The following is a 13,236-nucleotide window of genomic DNA, read 5'->3' on the forward strand; positions in this document are numbered from 1 at the left end:
TCATTCGCGGGCTTGACCCGCTGCTCGCTCGTATGACCTCGCTGATGCCTGCCAGCGCCACGCCGAACCCGCTGAGGTGCTTCCTCGTCGAAGACAGCGCGGTGATCCGGCAGAACCTGATCGCCACGCTCGAAGAGCTGCTGGCGGTTCAGATCGTGGGCACGGCCGAAGACGAGCGTGGCGCCATCGAGTGGCTGCAGGCCCACACGGCCGAGGCCTGCGACCTGATGATCATCGACATCTTCCTGCGCAAGGGCACCGGGCTCGAGGTGCTGCGCCAGGCGCGCGCGCTGCACCCGGCGTCGCGGCTGGTGGTGCTGACCAACTTCGCCACCGCCGACATGCGCAAGCGTTGTGCGCAGCTGGGTGCCGACCGGGTGTTCGACAAGTCAGCCGAGCTCGAAGAGCTGCTGGCCTATTGCGAGGGCCTCGGCCGGCCCCTGCCGCAGGCTTGACGGGCCGCCTGGGCGGCCGGCAGACGACCGTGCAGCTACTGGATCAAGCCGTTCTTCAGCGCGTAGTAGGTCAGGTCGCTGTTGGACGACAGCTTCATCTTCTCCATCACCCGCGTGCGGTAGGTGGAGACGGTCTTGACGCTGAGCGCCATCGAGTCGGCCATGTGGCCGATCGTCTCGCCCTTGGCCAGCCGCAGAAAGACCTGGAACTCGCGCTCGGAGAGCTGTTCGTGCGGCAGCTTGTCGGGGTCGCCACCGAGCCCGTCGGCCAGCAGCTCGGCGACCGCAGCGGTGATGTACTTGCGGCCCCGGTAGACGGTGCGGATCGCGGTGACGATCTCCTCGGGGTCGCACTCCTTGTTGAGGTAGCCGCTCGCGCCTTGGCGCAGCAAGGTGGTGGCGTAGTGCGTCTCGGGAAACCCGCTGAGGATCAGCACCGGCAGGTCGGGCTCGCGGGCCTTGATCGCGGCCAGCGCGTCGACGCCGCTCTGGTCGGGCATCGACAGGTCCATCACCAGCACGTCGACCTCGCCGCCTCGCACGAGGTTCAAGGCCTCACGGCCGTTGGCGGCCTCGCCGGTGACACGCAAGTCGACCTGTTCGGACAGGAACTGGCGCAGCCCTGTACGAACGATCACATGGTCATCCACTATTCCGACCCTGATCATGGCGCGCCCGTGATGGTGAACAACAATTGCAGTGGAGTGTAGGTCAATGGTCCCTCGATTCGCTCCGTGGCTTGGACGAGCGCGCTACCGGCAATTGGCGTTCCCGCTGGCCGTGCTGGTGGCCGGCCTGATGATCCTGCTCAGCGAGCTGGCCTACCACGGCGCCGGCAGCCGGCTCACGCGGCTGACGGCGATGGACCAGGCCCGCTACGAGCTGCTGCGCGTGCTGCGCCGCGTGACCGACGCCGAGTCGGGCGAGCGCGGCTTCTTGCTGACCGGTGGCCCCGAGTACCTGGTGCCGTACCAATCGGCCCGCTCGGATGTGTTCGATGGTCTGCAGAAGATCGAGAAGCTCTACACCGAGGCCGGCGACGCGGCCTCGGAGGCGCACCGCAAGCGCATCGCCGAGCTGGTCATCGCCAAGCTCAGCGAGATGGAAGAGACGCTGCGGCTGGACCAGAGCGGCGCCCGCGGCACCGCGCTCGAGATGGTGCGCACCGGCATCGGCCGCGACCAGATGGAGCAGCTGCGCAAGGAGGTCGACGAGCTGCTGAAGCAGCAGAACCAGGCCAGCCACGAGGCCCTGGCCAGCGTCTACGACACGCTGCTGATGGGCCGGCTCGGCGTGGCCGCGCTGACGGCTGTCGGCCTGCTGGTGCTGAGCGGTTTTCTGCGCAACGGGCGCCTGCTCGATCGCCAGCTGGCCGAGCGCCAGGCCGAGGCCCAGGCCGAGCGCGAGCGGCTCGAGCGCGAGGTGCGGCTGCGCACCGCCGACCTGACCGAGCTGGCGCGCCACCTGCAGACCGCGCGCGAAGACGAGCGCGCACGCCTGGCGCGCGACCTGCACGACGAACTCGGCGCGCTGCTCACCGCGGCCAAGCTCGACGTGGCGCGCATCCGGCCCAAGCTGCAGCAGGCCGCGCCCGACCTGGCACCGCGGCTGGCCCACCTGGTCGAAGCGCTGAACAGCGGCATCGCGCTGAAGCGCCGCATCATCGAAGACCTGCGCCCATCGACGCTGAACAGCCTCGGCCTGGTGCCGGCGCTGGAGATCCTGTGCAACGAATCGGCCGAGCGCATGGGGGTGCCGATCGACGCGGTCATCGAGCCGGTGCGGCTGGGGCCCGGAGCCAACCTGGTGGTGTTCCGCCTGGTGCAGGAGTCGTTGACCAACATCGCCAAGTACGCCCGGGCGACGCAGATCGAGGTGTCGCTGACCAGCGAGGGCGACTGCGCCGTGGTCGAGGTGCGCGACAACGGCGTTGGCTTCGACGCCGGCCAACTGACCAGCGGCAGCCACGGCCTGCTGGGCATGCGCTTTCGGGTCGAGTCCGAGCGCGGGCAGTTCAGCGTGCAATCGGCGCCGGGCCGCGGCACCACGCTGACGGCACGCCTGCCGCTCGCCCCCCTGGCGCCGCCGGACGACGCGGCAGCCCCCGACAGCCGCTTGGAATCGGTGCCCGCCTCGGGCGACGAGCCCGGCGCGCCGGCCTGAACAACACAGTCGACACGGGTTTGATCGGGGCGTAGTCTTCGTCCTACGTGCGCTTGCATGGCGCACCGACATCCAGCCGCGCTGTCGGCTGCTGAAGTGCGAACAGGCGCCTGCCTACATTGGACCCATCGCAGCAACCCTGTTGCGAGCCGTCTGAACCAGGGCAGCCACGCCGCCCTTGTTGTCCAAGGAGCACCCGATGTTGCACTACGCCGTTGTCTTCTTCGTCATCGCGCTGATCGCAGCGCTGCTCGGCTTTGGCGGGATTGCCGCCGGCGCCGCGGGCATCGCCAAGATCCTGTTCATTCTTTTCCTCGTCATGGCCGTGGCCGCGTTCCTGATGGGACTGCTGCGCAAAGGCTGATTGCGGCCTGACGGCCGCCTCTCGTTCCCCCAAGCCGATCGAAAGGACCCTCCATGAACACCAAGCCCACCACCCTCGCCCAGTCCGCCAGCGAAACCGCGGACCAGGTGGCCGAGCAACTGGCCACCAAGGCCCATGACGCCGTCACTGCCACCCGCCGCCGCGCCAACGGTGCCCTGGACAGCATCGACTCGAGCGTTGACGACATGCGCGACACGGCGCCCTCGGCCTTCAGCCGTGCCGCCGCGCAGATGGAAGCCCTGACGCGCCGCGGCATGGACCGCGCCCGCGACGCCAGCAACCAGGTGCGCGACCAGGCCCACCGCGCCGGTGACCGCGCGGTCGGCTACATCCAGCACGAGCCGGTGAAGTCGGTGCTGATCGCGGTGGCGGCCGGCGCGGCGGTGGCGATGCTGGCGGGCTGGTTTGCCCGTTCACGCTCCAGCCGCCTGTGACACCCCGTGCCACGCCGTGCGCCGATCGGCGCGCACGGCCGCACGTTTGACGGGCCTCTTGCGCCTGCCCAGGCTGCCGTCGGCAGCCTGTTGCCTTTTTGCAGGTTTGACAGGCTTGACAGGCCAGCCCCCGGGAACGCCGATTGCCCGCCTGCCGTACCGAGTTTGTCAGCCGCTTCCGACAAGGGGATGGGCGGCCCGCCGATAGGCGGTGCGACCCGCAGTACGTAGGCTCACATCCACGGTTGAGCGGGTTTTTCTTCCTTCGACCGACGACCCGGCCACCCCTTGCGGGCGCCGGCTACCCAGTGAGCCGCCACACCCGCGGCCTGAACAAAGAAGAGGAATCAACATGAACTTCCATTCACGCTCCACCACCCACGCCAGCATGCTGGCGGTCGCCCTGGTCTCTTCGTTCCTGATGGTGGCTTGTGACAAGCAAGACGACCGCACGGCGGGCCAGAAGCTCGACAGCGCGATCGCCAAGACCGAGCAGAAGTCCGAAGAGGCCAAGATCGCGACCGAGAACGCCGCGGCCCGCACCGAGCAGAAGATCGACACCGCCACCGACACGATGGCGGCCAAGGTCGACAGCGCGACCGACAAGATGGCCAGCAAGGCCGAAGACGTGGCGATCACCGCCAAGGTCAACGCGGCGCTGGCCGGCGATCCGAAGCTGAGCGCGCTGAAGATCGACGTCGACACCGTCAGTGGCCACGTCAACCTGTCGGGCTTTGCACCCGATGCAGCATCACGTTCACGCGCGACCGAATTGACGCAAGCCGTCAAGGGTGTCGTGAGCGTCGACAACAAGCTCGAAGTCCGCTGACGGGCTCGCTGAAAAACGGGAGATCGCACCATGATCCGCCTCCACGCTCCGTTGTACTTGCTGGTCGCCTTGGCCAGCGCTGCGCTGGCCGCGTTGCAGCCGGTCGAGGCCGAGTCGCTGGACGCGGGATCGGTGGTCGCGATCACCGACCAGGTGCTGACCACGCTGGCGGTTGATGACGCCAGCGCGGCGCCGGCCCAAGCCGAGTAACTGTTCGGCCGGCACAGCACAGGGCCTGCTCGCCTGCATGGCGGCAGGCCCTTCCTCTGTCTGGGCCGAGTTCGACTAAACCGAGACCGCGCGCAGGCTTTCGCACAAGGTGCCCAGGCGCGCCGCGTCACCCGGCGCCAGCTCGCCGGCGCGCAGCAGCGCGGCGCGCTCGATCGCCCGCAGCCGGAACACCAGCTCTTCCTCGATCGCCTCGACCTCGGCTGCGTCGCGCGCGCTCAGCGCCTGGGCGCTCCACAGGCCGCTGGCGTTCCAGCCGATGCGCAGGCGGCTCAGCAGGTGCTGGCCGAGCGCCACCGCCCCCTTCAGCGCGGGCGATTCGGCCTGCGGCGTCAACGCGGCGACACATTCCTCGGCCATGCGCAAAGCACCATCGAGCCGGCCCAGCCGGGCCTGCACATCGGCGGTACCCAGGTTGGCACGGCATGGCACCTCGGCCCGCGCAGCGGCCTCCACCACCTGCGCCCAGTTCAGGTCGAACTCGCCCGGCACCGCGCGCAGCGCCACGCTGGCGCGCGCCAGCTGCGGCCGCTCGGCGTGGCGCAGCGTGGCCAGCGTGACCTCGGCCACCGCCAGCATGCGGCCCAGCGCCGAGACCTCGTCGCGCTGCAGCCCGTGCGGGTAGCCCGAGCCATCGAGCCGCTCGTGGTGCTCGGCGATGGCGCGTGACAGGGCCCCAGGGTAGTTGGTCAGCTGCGCGATCAGCAGGTGCCCCACGTGCGGGTGCACGACCAGCTGCTGGTAGCTGACGAAGTCCAGCTCGCGGTCGGCATCGGCCTCGCCGTGGCGCGGGTCGATGTACATCTCGCCCAGGTCGTGCAGCAGGCCGCACAACAAGGCCATGCGCAGTTCGGCCACGCCGCCGCCGTGCGCGTCCATCATCGCGCCGCACAGCGCCATCGCCTGCACCGCATGGTCGAACGCCTCGGGCCGCGACGCCTGCGACGCCGTCAGCAACAGTTGCGGCACCGAATGCAGCGGCAGGTGCGCCGCCTCTTTCAGGATGCGGCCGGCGTGCGGGCGGACCAGCGCCGCCAGCGGGCCGCCGCGCTCGAGCTGCTCCTCGAAAGCCCGCACCAGCGTGTGGGCGGTGACGCCGTCTTCGGCCAGCAGGCAGCTTTCGAGCGGGTTGCGCAGCTGGCGGTCGAGCAGCCGACGCTGCAAGGCGCTCGACACCGGCTGGTCGCGCGCCCACAGCTTGATGCCCGAGATGTCGAAGATGTCGCGCGAGGCGATGATGCTCTTGGTCTGGCTGGCCTCCAGGATCGTCGCCAGCGCATGCTGGTTGGCGACCGAGAACGAGGGGCTGCGAGGGACTGTTGCTGCGTTCAACACGGTGAATCTCCCTGATTCGAGACCTCGTGATTCGTCCGCCCCGCAGCCGGGTGAAGCAAGGGTTTCCGCGCGCTTGGTGACAGTTGGAAACAGGTCTTGACGGCACGCGCGGGGCGCCGGGTTGTCGGCGGCTGGCGCCACCCGCCGCCCGCGCCGGCACAGAATGGCGGCATGACCATCCTGAGCACCGCGCGCCTGCGCCTCGAACCTTTCGACGACGCCCACCTCGACGGGCTGTACGAGTTGAACCGCGACCCGGTGGTGATGCGCTACATCACCGGCCGGCCCGAAACCCGCGACGACACACTCGCCAGCATCGGCCGCGTCAAGGCCCGCTGGGCCGAATGGGGCTACTCGTGGTGGGCCTTCATCGAGCAGGGCAGCGGCCAGGTCGTCGGCGCCGGCTGCATCCAGCACCTGGCGCGCGACGCCGCCAACCCGCTCGAGATCGGCTGGCGGCTGCGGCAAGACCACTGGGGCCGGGGCCTGGCCACCGAAGCCGCGCAGACGATGGCCGGCTGGGCCTTCGACGCGCTGAAGACCCCGCTGCTGACCTCGGTCTGCCACGTCGACAACACCGCGTCGGCCAAGGTGATGCAGCGCCTGGGCATGCGTTACCGCGGTGTCGAGCGCTGGTACGACATGGACACGGCGGTCTACGAAATCACGGACCAGGAATGGCAGGCGCGCTCAGCACAATGAGCGCGATGCAGACCCTCTTCGACACCCGACGCCGTCTGCTGTGCGGCACCGCTGCGCTGGTCGCTTGGCCTCAGCTCGCCCAGTCCCAGACCGCGCCCGACGCCAACGCGGCCCGCGCGCTACTGCAACGCCTGGAGGCCGACTTCGGCGGCCGCCTCGGCCTCTTTGCGCTCGACGCCGCCAGCGGCGCACAGCTCGGCCACCGCGCCGATGAGCGCTTCCCCTTCTGCAGCACCTTCAAGATGATGCTGGCCGCCGCGGTGCTGCGGCGCAGCGTGCACGAGCCGCGCCTGCTGCAGCAGCGCCTGGCCTATTCGAAGCGCGACCTCGTCAGCTATTCGCCGATCACCGAGCAGCATGTCGGTGCCGGCATGCGCGTGGCCGACTTGTGCGCGGCCACGGTTCAGCTCAGCGACAACACCGCCGCCAACGTGCTGCTCAAGCGCCTTGGCGGCCCGGCCGCGGTGACGGCGTTCGCGCGCAGCATCGGCGACCCGGCCTTTCGCCTCGACCGCTGGGAGACCGAGCTCAACACCGCACGGCCGGGTGACCCACGCGACACCACCACGCCCGAGGCGGTGGGCCGCAGCCTGCACAAGCTGGCGCTGGGCGACGCGCTGCCGGCGCTGCAGCGCGACCAGCTGCAGACCTGGCTGCGCGGCTCGACGACCGGTGCCGAACGCATCCGTGCCGGCGTGCCGGCCGACTGGCGCACCGGCGACAAGACCGGCACCGGCGCCCACGGCACCGCCAACGACATCGCCGTGCTGTGGCGGCCGCATCGCGCGCCGCTGGTGCTGGTGGTCTACACGACCCAGCCGGCGCCAGACGCCCTGCCGCGCAACGACGTGGTGGCGGCCGCCGCGCGCATCGTTTCAGCCTGGGCGAGCTGACGCCGCAGGCCACCGTTCACGCCGGCCCGGCGCCATTCGCGCCGGCCGGCCACCGCCGGTCGCAACCCGCTCGCGGGCCCGGCACCCGCCCGGCACCATGGCGCCCATCGAAGTTCAACCCCTTCCCTGGAGCCCAAGATGCTGATGCAGATTCTTCTTCACACCCCGCGTTGGGTCTTCGGCCTGTTCGCCGTGCTGCTGGCGATCGGCCTGTCGCAACTGGCCAGCCGCCGCGCCAGCCTGGTGAAGGTGTCGATCCTGCCGTTGGCGATGCTGGCGCTGTCGTTCTATGGCGTCTGGGCGGGCTTCGCCTCGCAGCCCTGGGTGCTGCTGGGTTGGCTGAAAGCACTCAGCGTCAGCGCGCTGCTGGTGCTGCGGCGCCCGCTGCCGGCCGGCACCGCCTATGACGACACCGCACGCGCGGTCACGCTGCCCGGCAGCGCGGTGCCCCTGGCGATGATGATGGGCATCTTCTGCACCAAATACGCGGCGGGCGTGGCGATGTCGCTGCAGCCGGGTCTGGCGCACAACACCACCTTCGCCTGGGCCATCAGCCTGCTGTACGGTGCCATGAGCGGTGTGTTCCTGGGCCGCGCGATTCGCCTGTGGCGCCTGGCGCTGCCGACGCTCGGCCGGGCACCGGCGGCTGCCGAGTTGGCTTTGCGCTGAGCCCGCCGCTGACCCGCTTTGACCTTCAAGCGCCCGCCCGGTCGTTGACCGAGGCGGGCGCTTGCTGTTAGCTTGGTGTCCTGTCTCAGGAGTACGCTGCATTGAGATTCGACCAGATGGTGATGATCGTGCGGCCGGGCGGCTGGGCAGATACCCAGCGTATCTGCCCTGATGACCGGGCGTGCGAGGGCGCCATCTGGTCGAACCCGAAGGGCGGGCCGAAATGGGGCGCTAGCAGCGTTGCAAAGCCTGACTGATACCACTGGGTATCAGTCAGGCTTCGCGCCTCGCTATCATCCCCATTGCGACCCGTCCAATGCAGCGTATTCCTGAGACAGGACACTAACTTCGTGATTGCACGCACACCGACCTCCCTAAAGCCGAGCCTAGCGCCCGGCCGGGATCGGCTCGTGCGCTAAGGCGGCCGCGCTCGCGGCTTTTCAGCCTCTTCTTCCCCCGATCCCGGCCACGCGAGCGGCTTCTGCCCGCAGAAGCCCCAGGGAAGCCTGCGCCCTCTGCTGCCTGGCACCGGCCTGCCCGGGTCACCCGCCGCGGTGACCCGGCGCGCCCCGCCAAGCGCTGCCGTGCTCGCTCGACGAGCCCCTTCTCTCGATGGCCGCTTCATGCTTTCCAACCCGCAATCCAAATACCGCCCCGCCCCCGCTGTGCACTTGCCCGACCGCCGCTGGCCGTCGCGCAGCCTGACCCATGCCCCGATCTGGCTGTCGACCGACCTGCGCGATGGCAACCAGGCCTTGTTCGAGCCGATGAACCAGGCCCGCAAGCTGCGCCTGTTCGACCAGTTGGTGGCCGTGGGCCTGCGCGAGATCGAGCTGGGTTTTCCGGCCGCCTCGCAGATCGATTTCGACGTGGTGCGCCACCTGGTCGAGCGTGACCTGATCCCGCCGCAGGTGATGCCGATGGTGATGACGCCGGCGCGGGCCGAGCTGGTCGAGCGCACCGTGGCCTCGCTGCGCGGCGCGCGCCGCGCCACCATCCACCTGTACAACGCCACCGCGCCGGCCTGGCGGCGGCTGGTCTTCGGCCTCAGCGTGGCCGAGGTGATGGCGCTGGTGCGCGAGCATGTCGAGCTGATCAGGCGGCTGACCGATGCGCAGCCCGAGACCGAATGGGTGCTGCAGTACTCGCCCGAAACCTTTTGCATGACCGAGCTCGAGGTTTCGCTCGACGCCTGCGCCACCGCGATCGAGGCTTGGGCCGCCGGGCCCGGCCGGCCCATGGTGATCAACCTGCCGACAACGGTGGAGGTGGCCACGCCCAACGTGTTCGCCGACCAGATCGAGTGGATGGACCGCCACCTGCCGCAGCGCGAACACCTGGTGTTGTCGGTGCACCCGCACAACGACCGCGGCACCGGCGTGGCCTGCGCCGAGCTGGCGCTGCTGGCCGGCGCGCAGCGGGTGGAAGGCTGCCTGTTCGGCAACGGCGAGCGCAGTGGCAATGTCGACCTGGTGACGCTGGCGCTGAACCTGTACAGCCAGGGCATCCACCCGGGGCTGGATTTTTCGGACATCGCCGCGGTGGCGCGGGTGGTCGAAGACTGCACCGCGCTGCCGATCCACCCCCGCCACCCCTATGTGGGCGACCTGGTGTTCACCGCCTTCTCCGGCTCGCACCAGGACGCGATCAAGAAGGGCCTGGCCGCCCAGGCCGACGATGCGCCCTGGGAGGTGCCCTACCTGCCGATCGACCCGAAAGACCTGGGCCGCAGCTACGACAGCGTGATCCGCGTCAACAGCCAGTCGGGCAAGGGCGGCATCGCCTACCTGCTGCAGCGCGAGCACGGCCTGGTGATGCCGCGCCGGATGCAGGTGGAGTTCAGCGCCGTGGTGCAGCGCCATGCCGACGCGAGCGAGGCCGAGGTCAGCGCGGCGCAGCTGTGGGCGCTGTTCACCCAGACCTACCTGGCGCCGCAGGCCGACGGCCTGGCGCTGGCCTATCGGCAACACCGGGTGACCGCGGCCGACGGCGGTTGGGCGATCGAGATCGACCTGCTGGCCGGCGGCGTGGCGCAGCGCCGCCGCGGCGCGGGCCCCAGCGTGCTGCACGCGGCGCTGGCCGCGCTGGCGCCCGGTGCGCGCCTGGACAGCCACGGCGCGCCCGCCGGGCCTGGCTGGGCCCTCGTCGAGCTGGCGGCGCCGGGCGTGGCCGGCACCCGCTTCGGCGCCGCCCGGCATGCCGATGCCGACACCGCCGGCGTGCTGGCGGTGCTGAGCGCCGCCGCCCGCCTGGGGGCGTTCGACGCTCAGTGCGCGTCGTTGACGTAGCGCACCGGCAGCCAGACATAACCGGCCCCTTGCTTGCGCAGGTGGCCGATGCCGGGGAAGGTGACGTGCGAAGGCGCGACCAGGTAACCCTGCTTGGCCGCGTCGGCAAACGCGGCCAGGCGCTGGGCCTTGGCGGCCTTCTGGTCGACGTCGAACGCGACGGTGATGGTCGGCTCGGGGAACTGCACCTCTTCGAAGTGCAACAGGTCGCCCCAGAACACCAGCTTCTGGCCCTTGCTCTCCAGCACGTAGAAGCTGTGGCCCGGCGTGTGGCCGTGCGTCGGCTGCGTGCGGATGCCCGGCACCATCTCGGTCGCGCCTTCGAACGGCTTGACCTTGCCGGCCTTCACATACGGCGTCAGCGCCGCCTGCGCCATCTTGAAAAAGCCCTGCGCCTCCTTCGGCGCGGCCTCGGCCTTGGCGGTGTCGAGCCAGTAGTCCAGCTCGGCCTTGTCGGCATGCACGACGGCGTTCGGGAACTGGATCGCCTCGCCGTTGACCAGGCCGCCGACGTGGTCGGCATGCAGATGGGTGATCAGGATGTCGGTGACCTGGTCGGGCGTGTAGCCGGCGGCCTTCATGCCGGCCTGCAGCTTGTTCAGCGTCGGGCCGAAGAAGCTGCCGGCGCCGGTGTCGACCAGCACCAGCTTGTCGCCGGTCTTGACCAGGTAGGCATTGAACGAGGTGTGCAGCGGGCCGGTCTGGTGGGCCTGGTTCAGCAGGTCCTTGATGTGCTCGGGCTTGGCGCCGGTCAGGATGCTCGAGTCCAGCACCACGGTGCCGTCGGACAGCGCGGTGACCTCGGCATCGCCGAGCATCATGCGCAGGTAGCCGGCCTGGGCCTTGGCCAGGGTCGGCGCGGGCAGCGTCTGCGCCGAGGCGGGGCCGGCCCACAGGCCGGTGGCCAGTGCGATGGCGAGGGTGGATCGGGCGAATGCGGTGGGATACGTCATTGGGAATGTCCTTGCTGTGTCTTCTTCGAACGTGTGCTTCCATCGGCGCGGGGCTGTCGGGCCCCCGGGGCCGGATGTTCACCGACCTGCCGCGCCGCCGCCGACGCGGGCCGCAAAAGCCCGCCCGGCGCTGGTGGAAGACGCGGACCGCACGATAGGCCGAGGCCCGCCGGCAAACAAGCGCCCGGGCAGGCGGGCTGTTTTTCCGTGGTGCAACAATTGATCGGATGGACAAGTTCGCTGCCCTGCAAGCCTTCGCCCGCGTCGTCGAATGCGGCAGCTTCACCAAGGCGGCGGCCTCGCTCGACGCCACCAACGCCGCGGTGACCCGCTCGGTGCAGGACCTGGAATCGCACCTGCGCACCAAGCTGATCCACCGCACGACCCGGCGCCTGAGCGTCACGCCGGACGGCCAGCGGCTGTACGAGCGCGCGGCCGGCTGGCTCAACGACTGGCAGGCGCTGGAGGCCAGCGTGGTCGATGCGCAGGCCGCGCCGCAGGGCCGGCTGCGGGTCGACATCGGCGCGGCGATCGCGCGCCAGTTCCTGATCCCGGCGCTGCCGCAGTTCCATGCCCGCTACCCCGACATCGAGATCAACCTCGGTGTCGGCGACGTGGTCAGCGACGTGATCGGCCAGAACGTGGACTGCGTGATCCGCGGCGGCGGTGTCGACGACGAGTCGCTGGTGGCCCGCCGGCTGGGCGTGATGAACTACATCACCTGCGCCTCGCCGCAGTACCTGCGCGAGCACGGCACGCCGGCCCACCCGGCCGACCTGGAAGACCCGCAGCACCGCGTGCTGACGCTGTTCATGCCCGGCAGCGGCAAGCCGCGCCCGATGGCCTTCGAGCGCGACGGCCAGCGGCTGACCGTGCAGGGCCGCAGCACACTGTCGCTGAACGAGAGCAACGCCTACCTGGCCGCCGGCCTGGCGGGGCTGGGCGTGATGTGCATCTGCAGCTACCTGGTCAAGGACGCGCTGGCCGACGGCCGGCTGGTGCGGCTGATGCCCGACTGGGCCTGCGACGACAAGCCGATCTACATCGCGCACGCCTCGCGCCGCCACATGAGCCGGCGCCTGCGTGTGTTCATCGACTGGGTGGTGCAGTTGTTCGAGCAAGAGCCGCTGTTCCGCCCGGGCGCGGCAGTCCCCACCGGGCCGGCGGCCGGCCGGCGCCGCCCGGCCGCGCCGAAGCGGCCCGCGCGTGCGGCGCGCGCGCCCCGCGCCAGCCAGGCCACGCCGGGCTGAACCGGCGACCGAACGGAGCACCGATGACCCCGCTGACCCCCACGGCCCGATTGCTCGACGCGATCCACTTTGCCGCGCAACGCCACCGCGACCAGCGCCGCAAGGACCGCGAGGCCAGCCCCTACATCAACCACCCGGTGGCGCTGGCCCAGTTGCTGGCGGTCGACATCGGCATCGACGACCCCGATGTGCTGATGGCCGCGATCCTGCACGACACGGTCGAAGACACCGAGACCACGCTCGATGAGCTGCGCGAGCGGTTTGGCGCGGCGGTCGCGGGCATCGTCGACGAGGTCACCGACGACAAGGCCTTGCCCAAGCACCAGCGCAAGGCCCTGCAGGTGGCGCATGCGCCGCACAAGAGCCCGGGCGCATCGCTGGTCAAGCTGGCCGACAAGATCTGCAACCTGCGCGACATCGCCAGCTCGCCGCCGGCCGATTGGTCGCTGCAGCGGCGGCGCGAGTACTTCGACTGGGCCAAGCAGGTGATCGACGGCCTGCCGCCGGTCAATGCGGCGCTGCTGGCGCTGTTCGAGCAGGCCTACGCGCTGCGGCCGTAGGCCGGCCGGCCGGGCGAGCCGCCACCGCTTTGCCAGCGCACGGCCAAAGGGCTAGAGTAGGTCGGCGGCACGACCGACAGCTGAAGCGACAG

The 13,236-nt window shown here is 70.2% G+C and carries 15 protein-coding genes; 12 read left to right on the forward strand and 3 right to left on the reverse strand.

The features are described 5' to 3' along the window. Positions 1-44: 44 nt before the first annotated feature. Complete coding sequence (locus tag ACE3SG_RS18200) at positions 45-455, forward strand: response regulator transcription factor (RefSeq protein WP_374567409.1); 411 nt, start codon at positions 45-47, stop codon at positions 453-455. A 35-nt stretch (positions 456-490) separates the two neighbouring features. Here the strand turns inward: ACE3SG_RS18200 and ACE3SG_RS18205 are convergent, their stop codons facing one another. Then, a complete protein-coding gene (locus ACE3SG_RS18205; protein ID WP_374567411.1) occupies positions 491-1,123 on the reverse strand; it encodes a response regulator in 633 nt (210 codons plus the stop codon). 46 nt (positions 1,124-1,169) lie between these two features. On the opposite strand from ACE3SG_RS18205, the gene ACE3SG_RS18210 reads away from it, so the two are divergent. The 5 genes from ACE3SG_RS18210 (at position 1,170) to ACE3SG_RS18230 (ending at position 4,476) form a co-directional block, all read left to right on the forward strand. Further along, a complete protein-coding gene (locus ACE3SG_RS18210; RefSeq protein WP_374567412.1) occupies positions 1,170-2,618 on the forward strand; it encodes a CHASE3 domain-containing protein in 1,449 nt (482 codons plus the stop codon). 199 nt (positions 2,619-2,817) lie between these two features. Beyond that, positions 2,818-2,982: a DUF1328 domain-containing protein gene (locus ACE3SG_RS18215; RefSeq protein WP_341429021.1), complete on the forward strand. Its 165-nt coding sequence runs from the start codon at positions 2,818-2,820 to the stop codon at positions 2,980-2,982. A gap of 53 nt (positions 2,983-3,035) precedes the next feature. Next, a complete protein-coding gene (locus tag ACE3SG_RS18220) occupies positions 3,036-3,437 on the forward strand; it encodes a hypothetical protein (RefSeq protein ID WP_374567415.1) in 402 nt (133 codons plus the stop codon). A 352-nt stretch (positions 3,438-3,789) separates the two neighbouring features. Further along, positions 3,790-4,266: a BON domain-containing protein gene (locus tag ACE3SG_RS18225; RefSeq protein ID WP_374567417.1), complete on the forward strand. Its 477-nt coding sequence runs from the start codon at positions 3,790-3,792 to the stop codon at positions 4,264-4,266. A gap of 30 nt (positions 4,267-4,296) precedes the next feature. Then, complete coding sequence (locus tag ACE3SG_RS18230) at positions 4,297-4,476, forward strand: hypothetical protein (protein WP_374567419.1); 180 nt, start codon at positions 4,297-4,299, stop codon at positions 4,474-4,476. A 75-nt stretch (positions 4,477-4,551) separates the two neighbouring features. Here ACE3SG_RS18230 and ACE3SG_RS18235 read toward each other — a convergent pair whose 3' ends face one another. Beyond that, the gene (locus tag ACE3SG_RS18235) at positions 4,552-5,829 is read right to left on the reverse strand and encodes an HD-GYP domain-containing protein (protein ID WP_374567421.1); all 1,278 of its coding nucleotides are present in this window, start codon (positions 5,827-5,829) and stop codon (positions 4,552-4,554) included. A 171-nt stretch (positions 5,830-6,000) separates the two neighbouring features. Between ACE3SG_RS18235 and ACE3SG_RS18240 the strand changes: the two genes are divergently transcribed. From ACE3SG_RS18240 to ACE3SG_RS18255, 4 genes are all read left to right on the forward strand, one after another. Then, complete coding sequence (locus ACE3SG_RS18240; RefSeq protein WP_374567423.1) at positions 6,001-6,531, forward strand: GNAT family N-acetyltransferase; 531 nt, start codon at positions 6,001-6,003, stop codon at positions 6,529-6,531. A 5-nt stretch (positions 6,532-6,536) separates the two neighbouring features. Next, positions 6,537-7,424: a class A beta-lactamase gene (gene bla, locus ACE3SG_RS18245; RefSeq protein ID WP_374567426.1), complete on the forward strand. Its 888-nt coding sequence runs from the start codon at positions 6,537-6,539 to the stop codon at positions 7,422-7,424. 138 nt (positions 7,425-7,562) lie between these two features. Further along, complete coding sequence (locus ACE3SG_RS18250; RefSeq protein WP_374567428.1) at positions 7,563-8,093, forward strand: DUF6622 family protein; 531 nt, start codon at positions 7,563-7,565, stop codon at positions 8,091-8,093. Positions 8,094-8,716: 623 nt separating this feature from the next. Beyond that, complete coding sequence (locus tag ACE3SG_RS18255; protein WP_374567429.1) at positions 8,717-10,381, forward strand: 2-isopropylmalate synthase; 1,665 nt, start codon at positions 8,717-8,719, stop codon at positions 10,379-10,381. On the opposite strand, the gene ACE3SG_RS18260 is transcribed toward ACE3SG_RS18255, so the two are convergent. Beyond that, positions 10,360-11,334, reverse strand: coding sequence for an MBL fold metallo-hydrolase (locus ACE3SG_RS18260; RefSeq protein WP_374567431.1), 975 nt, complete (start codon positions 11,332-11,334; stop codon positions 10,360-10,362). The two genes, ACE3SG_RS18255 and ACE3SG_RS18260, sit on opposite strands and share 22 nt — an antisense overlap. 227 nt (positions 11,335-11,561) lie before the next feature. On the opposite strand from ACE3SG_RS18260, the gene ACE3SG_RS18265 reads away from it, so the two are divergent. Next, positions 11,562-12,584: a LysR substrate-binding domain-containing protein gene (locus tag ACE3SG_RS18265; protein WP_374567433.1), complete on the forward strand. Its 1,023-nt coding sequence runs from the start codon at positions 11,562-11,564 to the stop codon at positions 12,582-12,584. Between the two features lie 23 nt (positions 12,585-12,607). Then, positions 12,608-13,144 carry an HD domain-containing protein gene (locus tag ACE3SG_RS18270; RefSeq protein WP_374567435.1) on the forward strand — a complete coding sequence of 179 codons (537 nt, stop codon included), beginning with the start codon at positions 12,608-12,610 and terminating at the stop codon, positions 13,142-13,144. Positions 13,145-13,236: the final 92 nt, after the last annotated feature.

The sequence above is a fragment of the Ideonella sp. genome, assembly GCF_041914305.1.
In the GTDB taxonomy this organism is placed as follows: domain Bacteria; phylum Pseudomonadota; class Gammaproteobacteria; order Burkholderiales; family Burkholderiaceae_C; genus Ideonella.

Excerpts from the sequence above, each read along its gene's own strand:
- ACE3SG_RS18270 (WP_374567435.1), top strand. The coding sequence starts at position 12,608 with ATGACCCCGCTGACCCCCACGGCCCGATTGCTCGACGCGATCCACTTT.
- ACE3SG_RS18260 (WP_374567431.1), bottom strand. The coding sequence starts at position 11,334 with ATGACGTATCCCACCGCATTCGCCCGATCCACCCTCGCCATCGCACTG.
- ACE3SG_RS18265 (WP_374567433.1), top strand. The coding sequence starts at position 11,562 with ATGGACAAGTTCGCTGCCCTGCAAGCCTTCGCCCGCGTCGTCGAATGC.
- ACE3SG_RS18220 (WP_374567415.1), top strand. The coding sequence starts at position 3,036 with ATGAACACCAAGCCCACCACCCTCGCCCAGTCCGCCAGCGAAACCGCG.
- bla (WP_374567426.1), top strand. The coding sequence starts at position 6,537 with ATGCAGACCCTCTTCGACACCCGACGCCGTCTGCTGTGCGGCACCGCT.
- ACE3SG_RS18200 (WP_374567409.1), top strand. The coding sequence starts at position 45 with ATGCCTGCCAGCGCCACGCCGAACCCGCTGAGGTGCTTCCTCGTCGAA.
- ACE3SG_RS18250 (WP_374567428.1), top strand. The coding sequence starts at position 7,563 with ATGCTGATGCAGATTCTTCTTCACACCCCGCGTTGGGTCTTCGGCCTG.
- ACE3SG_RS18230 (WP_374567419.1), top strand. The coding sequence starts at position 4,297 with ATGATCCGCCTCCACGCTCCGTTGTACTTGCTGGTCGCCTTGGCCAGC.
- ACE3SG_RS18210 (WP_374567412.1), top strand. The coding sequence starts at position 1,170 with ATGGTCCCTCGATTCGCTCCGTGGCTTGGACGAGCGCGCTACCGGCAA.
- ACE3SG_RS18205 (WP_374567411.1), bottom strand. The coding sequence starts at position 1,123 with ATGATCAGGGTCGGAATAGTGGATGACCATGTGATCGTTCGTACAGGG.
- ACE3SG_RS18215 (WP_341429021.1), top strand. The coding sequence starts at position 2,818 with ATGTTGCACTACGCCGTTGTCTTCTTCGTCATCGCGCTGATCGCAGCG.
- ACE3SG_RS18255 (WP_374567429.1), top strand. The coding sequence starts at position 8,717 with ATGCTTTCCAACCCGCAATCCAAATACCGCCCCGCCCCCGCTGTGCAC.
- ACE3SG_RS18240 (WP_374567423.1), top strand. The coding sequence starts at position 6,001 with ATGACCATCCTGAGCACCGCGCGCCTGCGCCTCGAACCTTTCGACGAC.
- ACE3SG_RS18225 (WP_374567417.1), top strand. The coding sequence starts at position 3,790 with ATGAACTTCCATTCACGCTCCACCACCCACGCCAGCATGCTGGCGGTC.